Origin of the sequence: Nocardia vermiculata NBRC 100427 (assembly GCF_001613265.1) — a bacterium.
Classification (GTDB): domain Bacteria; phylum Actinomycetota; class Actinomycetes; order Mycobacteriales; family Mycobacteriaceae; genus Nocardia; species Nocardia vermiculata.
Genome location: NZ_BDCA01000056.1, coordinates 1 through 10,124, shown reverse-complemented (window position 1 = coordinate 10,124; position 10,124 = coordinate 1). Strand labels below are relative to the sequence as shown.

General features: G+C 64.0%; 9 protein-coding genes and 1 pseudogene. All 10 read left to right on the top strand.

Annotated features, from left to right (window positions below; genetic code table 11):
• Positions 1–188: pseudogene (locus NV2_RS31235) on the top strand (ABC transporter ATP-binding protein); the annotation flags it as partial.
• An 11-nt stretch (positions 189–199) separates the two neighbouring features.
• The gene (locus tag NV2_RS30250) at positions 200–994 is read left to right on the top strand and encodes an MlaE family ABC transporter permease (RefSeq protein WP_067882312.1); all 795 of its coding nucleotides are present in this window, start codon (positions 200–202) and stop codon (positions 992–994) included.
• A gap of 2 nt (positions 995–996) precedes the next feature.
• A complete protein-coding gene (locus NV2_RS30245; RefSeq protein ID WP_067882308.1) occupies positions 997–1,863 on the top strand; it encodes an MlaE family ABC transporter permease in 867 nt (288 codons plus the stop codon).
• Positions 1,864–1,894: 31 nt separating this feature from the next.
• A complete protein-coding gene (locus NV2_RS30240; RefSeq protein ID WP_067882305.1) occupies positions 1,895–3,247 on the top strand; it encodes an MCE family protein in 1,353 nt (450 codons plus the stop codon).
• Complete coding sequence (locus NV2_RS30235) at positions 3,244–4,323, top strand: MCE family protein (RefSeq protein WP_174550655.1); 1,080 nt, start codon at positions 3,244–3,246, stop codon at positions 4,321–4,323. Before NV2_RS30240 ends, NV2_RS30235 begins: the two co-directional genes overlap by 4 nt.
• Positions 4,323–5,333: an MCE family protein gene (locus tag NV2_RS30230; RefSeq protein ID WP_067882303.1), complete on the top strand. Its 1,011-nt coding sequence runs from the start codon at positions 4,323–4,325 to the stop codon at positions 5,331–5,333. The genes NV2_RS30235 and NV2_RS30230 overlap by 1 nt, the downstream gene beginning before the upstream one ends.
• Positions 5,333–6,580 (top strand): MCE family protein, encoded by a 1,248-nt coding sequence (locus NV2_RS30225; protein ID WP_067882301.1) that lies wholly within the window; start codon positions 5,333–5,335, stop codon positions 6,578–6,580. The genes NV2_RS30230 and NV2_RS30225 overlap by 1 nt, the downstream gene beginning before the upstream one ends.
• The gene (locus NV2_RS30220; protein ID WP_084475716.1) at positions 6,577–7,815 is read left to right on the top strand and encodes an MCE family protein; all 1,239 of its coding nucleotides are present in this window, start codon (positions 6,577–6,579) and stop codon (positions 7,813–7,815) included. The genes NV2_RS30225 and NV2_RS30220 overlap by 4 nt, the downstream gene beginning before the upstream one ends.
• The gene (locus NV2_RS30215) at positions 7,812–9,053 is read left to right on the top strand and encodes an MCE family protein (RefSeq protein ID WP_067882298.1); all 1,242 of its coding nucleotides are present in this window, start codon (positions 7,812–7,814) and stop codon (positions 9,051–9,053) included. The genes NV2_RS30220 and NV2_RS30215 overlap by 4 nt, the downstream gene beginning before the upstream one ends.
• A 48-nt stretch (positions 9,054–9,101) precedes the next feature.
• Positions 9,102–10,124 (top strand): hypothetical protein (locus tag NV2_RS30210; RefSeq protein WP_157103166.1); only part of this gene is annotated, 1,023 nt, incomplete at its 3' end.

The window sequence follows — 10,124 nt, the reverse complement described above, 5'->3', positions numbered from 1 at the left end:
TGGAGCGTCGCCGTCGGCGTGTCATGGAAATCATGCATACCCTGCCGCAAACCGCCCAGGCCGCGATCCGGGAATCCATGGAGGAGAACGCCGAGACACAAGTGCTGCCTGCGTATACCGGCCACGCGCCCGAATACGACGGCGGCGCGTACGACACCACCGTGCGACACAACCCAACTAACGGGTAACATACGCAATCGTGAATCAACCCCTGGCACGGCTGCGCACTCCGGTCGAGTCGGGATTTGCGCAGGCCGGCAACATTTTTGCGCTGCTCATCTCCGTGGCGCGTAAGACCCTCCGCAGGCCATTCCAGTGGCGGGAGTTCATCGAGCAGTCGTGGTTCATCGCGAGCGTCTCGATCCTTCCCGCGGCACTGGTCGCAATCCCGTTCGGTGCCGTTGTGGCACTGCAGACCGGTTCACTTATCAAGCAGCTCGGCGCTGAATCGTTCACCGGTGCAACCAGTGTGCTGGCGACGGTGCAGCAGGCCGCTCCCGTGGTCACCGCGCTGATCATTGCCGGTGCTGCGGGGTCGGCGGTGGCCGCCGATCTGGGTTCCCGCACCATTCGCGAGGAAATCGACGCCATGGAGGTGCTCGGCATCGATCCGGTGCAGCGCCTCGTGGTTCCGCGTGTTCTCGGCATGATGCTGGTGGCGCTGCTGCTCAACGGCCTCGTTTCGGTGGTCGGTATCTGCGGTGGCTATTTCTTCAATGTGCTGTTGCAGGGCGGAACTCCAGGCGCTTATCTGGCGTCGTTCTCCGCTCTGGCTCAGCTTCCCGATCTCTGGATCGGTGAATTCAAGGCACTCATCTTCGGTCTACTCGCCGGAGTTATCGCCTCGTACAAGGGCCTGAACCCCAAGGGCGGCCCGAAAGGGGTCGGTGATGCGGTCAACCAATCCGTCGTCATCACCTTCCTCGTGCTCTTCTTCGTGAATCTGCTTTTGACGCTGGTGTATCTGCAGATCGTCCCGGCAAAGGGTTCATGACAATGGTTGTTTCGCAGCGTCCTCCGATCTTTTCGAAGCGGGTGCGCCGAGTCGGTGCTGCGCTGAAGGGGCCGGTGAACGTCGTCGATCGCGCCGGCGACCAGATGGCGTTCTATTCCAAGGCGATCGCCTGGATTCCGCGGACCGTGGTGCATTACCGCAAGGAAGTCATGCGGTTGCTGGCCGAGGTGACTTTCGGTTCCGGTGCGCTCGCGGTCATCGGTGGCACCATCGGCGTGGTCGTGATGATGTCGGCCTCGGTCGGCGTGGTCGTCGGTCTGCAGGGTTTCAAAGCCCTGGATGCCCTGGGCAGTTCGGTCCTCACCGGCTTCCTGACCGGGTACATCAACACTCGTGAATTGGCTCCGCTGGTCGCGGCGCTGGCATTATCGGCAACGGTCGGTTGTGGTTTCACAGCCCAATTGGGTGCAATGCGGATTTCCGAGGAGATCGATGCGCTCGAGGTGATGGCGGTACCGGGTGTGCCGTTTCTCGTCTCCACCCGCGTGATTGCCGGATTCGTGGCGGTGATCCCGCTCTATATCGTCGGTCTGCTCGGCACATATGTCGCATCCAGACAGATCAGTGTGTGGTTCAACGGGCAATCCACAGGTTCATACGATCATTATTTCAATTTGTTCCTACCACCCGAGGATGTGCTGTATTCGTTCCTCAAGGTGTTGATCTTCGCCTTCGTGATCATCCTGATCCACTGCTACTACGGCTTCAACGCCAGTGGTGGTCCGGCCGGTGTCGGCGTGGCGGTGGGCCGCGCGGTGCGTGCGTCGATCGTGTTGGTGAACGTTCTCGATTTCTTCCTCAGTCTTGCGATCTGGGGGACCACGACGACCGTGAGGGTTGCGGGATGATCGGTCAGAGCCGCGGCCGAAAGGCGACAGCATGAGTGCGCGCGGGGTGCAGATCTGGCGCTCGACAGAGAAATTGCGTGTACGCACCTTGGGCATCGTGTTCTTCCTGGTGATGGCCTTGTTCCTCGGAGGGACGATCGCCGTCTACAACAAGGTGTTCACCGATGTCGTCAAGGTCGATCTGATCACCGATACGGCGGGGAACGCGCTGACTCGCAATGCGGATGTGAAGGTCCGCGGTGTCAACGTCGGCGAGGTGCGTTCCAGTGAAACGGCCAACCACCAGGTGACATTGCATCTGGCGATCGATCCGAGCAAGGCCGAGAAGATCCCGTCGAACGTCACGGCCCGGTTGCTGCCGAAGACGCTGTTCGGCGAACGCTATGTCGATCTGATGTGGCCGGAGGATCCCAGCACGAAGCATCTGCAGGCGGGGATGACGCTGCATCAGGACGTCAGCGGTAATGCGATCGAGGTCAGCCAGCTGCTGGATTCGGTCATGCCGTTGCTGCAGGCGATTCCGCCGCAGTATCTGGCCTCGACGCTCGGTGCGCTCTCGCAGGCGCTGGAGGGTCAGGGCGAAGAACTGGGCCATACCCTCGATCGGCTCGACGACATCTTCCGCGATCTCAACGGCGTGATGCCGCAGTTGCAGCAGGACATCCGGTCTTTCTCCACGGTGGCCGACACCTATTCCGACGCACTGCCGCAACTGGTGGACGCGTTCGACAACCTGCGCACGCTCAATACGACCATCGTGCAGAAGCGTTCTCAGCTGGACACGCTCTACCAGGTGCTGACCCCGACGTCGTCCAAGCTCGCCGACTTCCTGACGGTCAACCACGACAACATCATCGATCTGGCCGCGGACTCGCGGGGCACGCTGGAACTGCTGGCGACCTACTCGCCCTCCTACGCCTGCGCGCTGCGCAACTTCGCGCAGATGAAGCCGCGCATCGACGATCTCTTCGGCAAGGGCACGGATCTGCCGGGCTCCCGGGTATCGATCGAGATCACGAATCCGCGGGGGCGCTACCTGCCCAATCAGGACGAACCTCGCTGGTTCGACGAGCGTCCGGCGGTGTGTTTCCCCGAACCGCCGCTGGGGGTGGATGCCGGGCAGTACCCGACGGGATCGGCCAACGACGGCTCCTACCAGCCGCCGACCCGGAATCCGGGTGATCAGAACATCGGCCAACTGCCACCCGCGCAGTTCTCGGTCTACGGTGCCACCGGCACCACGAGCATGGGTTCGCCCGCGGAGGAGCACACGCTGGGTGCGATTTACGGTGCGGCACATGGGGTTTCGCCCGATCAGGTGCCCGGCTGGGTGTCCCGGATCGCGGCACCCGCGATGCGTGGAAGTGAGGTGAGTGTGCGATGAGCGGAAAGTTGCGTGGTCTGGGCGGGCCCCTGACCAAACTGGTCATCTTCGTCTTGGTGACCCTGCTGGCAACGTTCGTGCTGGGACTCACCATCGCCAACTATTCCGGTGGCGGCACCTCGTTCAAGGCCAGGTTCACCGATGTCACCTCGCTGAACCCCGGTGACGAGATCCGTATCGCCGGTGTCCGGGTCGGCAAGGTGACCGATGTCTCGATCGTCGACCGCAGCCTCGCCGAGGTGAAGTTCGAGCTGACCGACCGGGATTCGCTGCCGGCTTCGACCACCGCGACCATCCGGTACCGGAATCTGGTGGGCCAGCGCTACATCGCGTTGGAGCAGGGCACCGGCATGCAGGGCCACAAGATCACCGAGGGGGCGACGATCCCCCTCGAGCGGACCAAGCCGGCTCTGAATCTGACCACCCTGTTCAACGGTTTCCGGCCCTTGTTCCAGACGTTGTCGGCCGAGGACGTGAACAAGCTGTCCTACGAGATCATCCAGGTTTTCCAGGGTGAGTCGGGCACCATCACCGATCTGATCAGTCATACCGCGAGCCTGACCAACAAGATCGCCGACAAGGATGCGGTGATCGGGGAGGTCGTGAAGAACCTCAATTCGATCCTCGATGTGGTGAACGCTCGTGACAACCAGCTCAACGATCTGATCGTCAATACCGAGGCGTTGGTGACCGGGCTCAACGCCGAACGAGGAACCATCGGTTCGGCCGTCGATTCGCTGAGCAACCTCGCCTCGGCGACCGCGGATCTGCTGGTGCCGACCAGGCCCACCCTGCAGGGGTCGATCGCGGGCCTGAACCAGCTGACCGGCACCTTGAACGATCGCTCCGACGAAGTGAACCAGACGCTGGCGAACCTGCCGATCAAGATGGAGAAGCTGGGCCGCGCGGCCAGTTACGGCTCCTGGTTCCAGTTCTACGTGTGCGGCATCGATATCGTCGCCGGTCCCGGGACCGCGGACGCACCGAACCTGAATCTGCCGGCCGATATGCCGACGGTGAATCAGCCGGTGTACACCAATCCGGCCCCACGCTGTCATGGGAAAGGTGGCCGCTGATGCAGGAACGGGCTCTGTTCGGCAAGCGAAGCCCGGCATTCATGGGCGGGCTCGGCCTGTTCATGGTGCTGTTGATCGCACTGTCGGCGTTCTTTCTCGATCGGCTGCCGATCATCGGCGCGAGCACCAAGTACACCGCCGAATTCTCCGAGGCCGCGGGCCTGAAGAAGGGGAACGAGGTCCGGATCGCGGGCGTGAAGGTCGGTTCGGTGTCCGGTGTGAGCCTCGACGGTGATCGAGTGCTGGTCACCTTCCGCACCCGGGATGCCTGGGTCGGGGACCAGACCACCGCGTCCATCCAGATCAAGACCGTGCTCGGACAGAAGTATCTGGCGCTGGATCCGAAGGGATCGGATCCGGCCGACCCGGGCGACCACATTCCGCTCACCCGCACGGTGTCCCCGTACGACGTGGTGGAGGCGTTCAGCGATGCCGCCGACACCATCGAGCAGACCGATACCGCGCAGCTGGCCACCAGCTTCCGGGTGCTGTCGGAGGCCTTCTCCGGGACGCCGCCGGAAATCCGCGGTTCGATCGACGGTGTGGCCCGGCTGTCGGAAACACTGGCCAAGCGGGACGAGCAGCTACGGCATCTGTTCGCCGCGACCAAGCAGACGACGAAGGTGCTCGCCGACCGCAATGCCGAATTCGAACGACTGCTGGCCAACGGCGGTCAGCTGCTGGCCGAGTTGAATATTCGTCAGCAAGCCATCTCGAAGCTGCTCACCGGTGCGAAAACCGTTTCCGCCGAATTGAGTGCCCTGGTGCACGACAACGAAGCACAGATCGGCCCGGCGCTGACGAACCTGAAGAAGTCGATCGACATGCTCAACGACAATCAGCAGAACATCTCCAAGACGTTGAAGCTGGCGGCGCCGTTCTACGGCCTCTATTCCAATGTGCTCGGTAACGGTCGCTGGTTCGATGCGGTGCTCGTCAACCTCACCCCGCCGGCGCTGCCGGAAATTCCGGGTGACCGCGCGCCGATCCGCACGCTGGGAGGCAACTGATGCAGGCTGCTCTCGGTAAGCGACGCGGCACCACGATCTTCCTCACTCTGGGGACGGTCGCCGCGGTCGTGATCGCCGGTGTGCTGTGGTGGCTGTTCGACAACTACAACACCACCAAGATCACCGCGTACTTCGACAAGTCGATCGGTATCTACGAGGGCTCGGAGGTACGCATTCTCGGCGTGCCGGTGGGCAAGGTCGATTCGGTGACGCCGCAGGGTGAACAGGTGAAGGTCACCATGCACGTCGACCGGGACTACGACGTGCCGGCCGATGCCAAGGCCGCGCAGATCACCCCGTCGGTGGTCGCGGATCGCTACATCCAGCTGACTCCCGTCTACAAGGGCGGGCCGAAGATGCCGCGCAACGCGACCATTCCGCGGGACCGCACGGCAACTCCGGTGGAGGTCGACCGGCTGTACAAGAGCATCGAGGATCTGTCGAATGCGCTGGGGCCCAACGGTGCCAACAAGGACGGTGCGCTCAACGATCTGGTGCGTACCGGTGCGCAGAATCTGTCCGGTAACGGCGATGCGCTGGCCAACAGTCTGACTCAGCTCTCGCATGCGGCTCGCACACTGTCGGATTCGCGCGGTGACATCTTCGACACCATCAAGAATCTGCAGGTCTTCGTGCACACGCTGGCGGTCAACGATCAGCAGGTGCGGGAATTCAACACCCAGCTCGCGGATCTGGCCGGATTCCTGTCCGGTGAGCGTGAAAATCTCGGGCAGGCATTGAATCTGCTGTCGGTGGCGCTCGGTGATGTCGCCCGGTTCGTCGACAACAACCGCGAACTGGTGGCACAGAATGCCCAGGGACTGACCCAGCTGACCCAGACGCTGGCCGATCAGCGCCAGGACCTGGCTGATGCGTTGCCGGTACTGCCCCTGGCGCTGAGCAACCTGATCAATATTCACAACGGTGAATCCGGCACGCTCGATATGCGTGCCAATTTCCCCGAGTTGCAGAATCCGTTCGGCGCGGTGTGCAAGATGCTGGATCTGGGCAAATTGCGTCCGGGCGATCCGAAATTCGACGCGATCACCCGGCAGTTGCGCCCGATTCTCGACCAGTGCGCGACGATCACCGATCAGATCGCGAACGGGGTGAAGACCCCGTCGCTGGTGCTGCCGTTCGGCATTCTCAGCGGTGAGAACATCCAGAACAACCCGGCCCCGGGCAGCGTTCCGGGCACGCCGTCCGATCGGCAGCCGCCGTCGCAGCAGGAAGGTGGCCAGCGATGACAGCTTTCGCGTTCCGTAGAACGGCGCGCGGCCTGGGAGCGGTGGCGATGGTCGGGGCCACTGCCTTGCTGGTGGGCTCGTGCTCGTCCGACGGCATCTACAGCGTGCCGCTGCCCGGTGGCGCGAATGTCGGTGACCATCCACTGCATATCGATGTGCGCTTCGACGACGTCCTCGATCTGGTTCCGCAATCGGCGGTGAAGGTCGACGGTATTGCGGTCGGCCGGGTCGATTCCATCGACATCGCCCCCGACGGCTGGTCCGCCAGTGTGCACACGGTGGTCAATTCCTCGGTGAAACTGCCGGCCAATGCGCACGCCGAGGTGCGTCAGACCAATCTGCTCGGTGAGAAGTTCGTGGAACTGTCCCCGCCCAAGCAGGGCGAACCGGAGGGGCAGCTGCGCGACGGCGCGATCATCACCGTGGACCGGACTCGGCACGCGGTCGAGATCGAACAGGTGCTGGGTGCGCTGTCGCTGCTGCTCAACGGTGGTGGTGTGGCTCAGCTGCAACCCATTGTCTCGGAGCTGAACAAGGCGCTGGCCGGCCGGGAGAATCGGGTGCGTTCGCTGCTCGATCAGGCCGACACCCTGATCGATGGGCTGAACCAGCAGGTCACCGATATCCAGCGGGCGCTCGACGGCCTGGGCACGTTGTCCAGCCGGGTGGGGCAGCAGACCGAGCAGATCGGCAAGATCCTCGACGAACTGCCCGCCGGTATCAAGATCCTCAACGAGCAACGGCCGCAGTTGATCGAACTGCTGAAGCAGCTCGATCGGGTCGGTCAGGCCGGATTCGATGTGCTGGACAAGTCCAACGACAACCTGATCCGGGATCTGCAGGCGCTGCGGCCGACGCTGCAGGAGCTCGGACGCGCGGCACCCGATCTGGTGACCGCGCTGCCGCTGGTGCCGACCTACCCGTTCCCGGACGAGGCCATCAAGTCGACCTTCGGTGGTTCGGTCAACACCTGGCTCTCGGTCGACCTGCAAATCGGCACGTTGCTGTCCAATCTCGGTGTGGGTAAGCCGGATCCGGTCTATATCCCACCGCCGTACGGCCCGCCGGTGCCGGTGAACCCGAGCAATCCGTACTACAACGGCAACGGTCCGCGGCCCGGCTGGCCGACTGTCTCCGCGGTGCCGCTGCCGCCCACCGTGGTGACGCCGGCGCCGATCGACCCGATGAACCCCATCGGTTCGATTCTCGAACAGTTGGGAGTGCAGCCGCGATGAGTAAGTTGGTGCGCTATCAGCTGATCGCCTTCGCGGTGATCGCCGTGCTCGGAGTGGCATTGGTCGGCGCGAAATATGTTCACCTCGACCACATGCTGGGTTTCGGCACGTATCACGTGAAGGTGACCGCGAAGGAGACCGGCAACCTGTCCAAAGGTGCCGAGGTGACCTATCGGGGTGTGCCGGTCGGCCGCGTCGACTCGCTCGACGTCACCCCCGACGGCGTGATGATCTATCTCGAGATGGACTCCGGCAAACCGAAGGTTCCGGCGTCGTCCAAGGCCGTCATCGCCAACCGTTCCGCGATCGGTGAGCAGTACCTGGATCTGGTGCCGGAGGCCGCGCAGGGCCCGTATCTGCGCGACGGGTCGGTGGTCGAGAACGCCGAAACACCGCCGCGGGTCGAGGAACTGCTCTCCAGCGTCAACACGCTGGCGAGCACGACCGATCTGCAGGCGCTGAGCACCACGGTGATCGAACTCGGTAAGGCCTTCGACGGACAGGGCGACAATCTGCGCGTCCTGGTCGATTCGCTGAACAAGTTCTCCCAGGCCGGCGTCGAATCGTTGCCGCAGACCGTGCAGTTGATCCGCGACGCGGAGACCGTCCTCGGCACCCAGGCCGAGCAGTCGCCGGCGATCCGGACCTTCAGCGACGGCCTGGACAAGCTCGCGGTGCAACTGCGGGCCAACGATCCCGACATCCGGCGACTGATCGGCACCGGCGCCGACGCCGGCGATCAACTGGGCAAGCTGCTCGACGAGAGCGGTCAGCCACTGACCACGGATCTGGCGAATCTGCGGCTGCTGATGCAGTCGGTGTCGACGAAGACGTGGGCGATCAAGCCGCTGCTGCAGATGCTGCCGCTGCTGTCGATCGGTGCCTCGGCGACCGCGCCCGGTGACGGCACCACCCACTTCGGACTGGTGCTGGAAACCAACAATCCGCCGACCTGTACCGTCGGGTACGAGGGGACGCAGCGCATTCTCGACGAGATGAAGGCGCAGAATCCCGATTTCGACGACACCCGTGACGACTTCCCGTTCAACACCGACGCGAAATGCGCGGTGCCGTTCGGAAGTCCGACCGATGTCCGTGGCGGTGCGCGTGCGCAGTACGCCGATCCGAGTGTCCCGCAGCCGTGGGATTCCACCCCCAAGACCGATCCGGACAAGCTGAACCTGAGCCCCTTGGCCATCCAGATGGCCACGCTCCTCGGAGTCACCCCGAAGGGGTGAGTGGCCCGGGCGGCGAACCCGGAAAACCGACGACGCTAGGGTGTCGCTGTGAGTTCTGATCTGCCCAAGCCGACCTCGCAACCTGCGAAGGAGCCGGCCGACGCTGCCGATAGCCCGGTAGCTGACGCGACCCGGGCCCCTGTGGAGGGCGGGGGAGCCGACGACGCGACCGTGCGTGCCGAGACCGGTGCGACGACCGGTGGCGGGGACGACTCTCTCCGCACGGAAGCCGGTACCGGCGGCACGGTCGGTGCGTCGGACGCGACCGTCCGGATGAATGCCGACGCGACTGTGCGGACGGATGCCGACGCGACCGTGCGGACGGACACCGACGCGACGGTCCGGATGCCCGCCGAGCAGACAGCGCGCATCGACACCGACGAGACGGTGCGTATGGGTGTGGCGCAGGCGGTACGGAACTCCGGCGGATCTGTCGGTGCCCCGGCCCCGGCGTCGGCTGCCGAGTCCGTGTCGGTGTCCGACTCCGGTCGCTCGGTGCTGCGGACCGTGGTGACCTCGGTGGCGGCGGTCTGGCTGGTGGCGGCCGTGGTCGCGGCGGCGTGGTTCGGCGCCGGCTGGGTCCGGGCGATGTGGTTCACCGACGGCCCGCGCACCGATGCGCGCGATATGGCGCTGGATGCGGCCCGGCAGGCGGCAGTCAACCTGACCTCGATGAATCCCGCCGATGTGGACGGTTCCGTCGCCACGATGCGTTCGTCGATGACGGGGGACATGCTGACCCAGCTGAACGAGAACCAGGACCGGATCAAGGACGCCGCCGTGAAGTCCAAGACCGGGATCGACAGCAAGGTTTTGGGCGCCTCACTCAGTTCATTGGACAGTGAACGCGACAAGGCGACCGCCATCGTGGTCCTGAAACTCACCCAGACCGCGCCGAATGTGCCGGTGCAATCGTTCCGGGCCACCTGGACACTGGATATGAAGAAGGACGGCGACACCTGGAAGACCGAGCAGGCCAATTCGCTCGGCCAGTTGGTGACGCTGGATACTCCCGGTCCCGCCGGGGCGCCCCAGCCGGACGCCGCCGCGCCCGCGCAACCGAATGCCGCG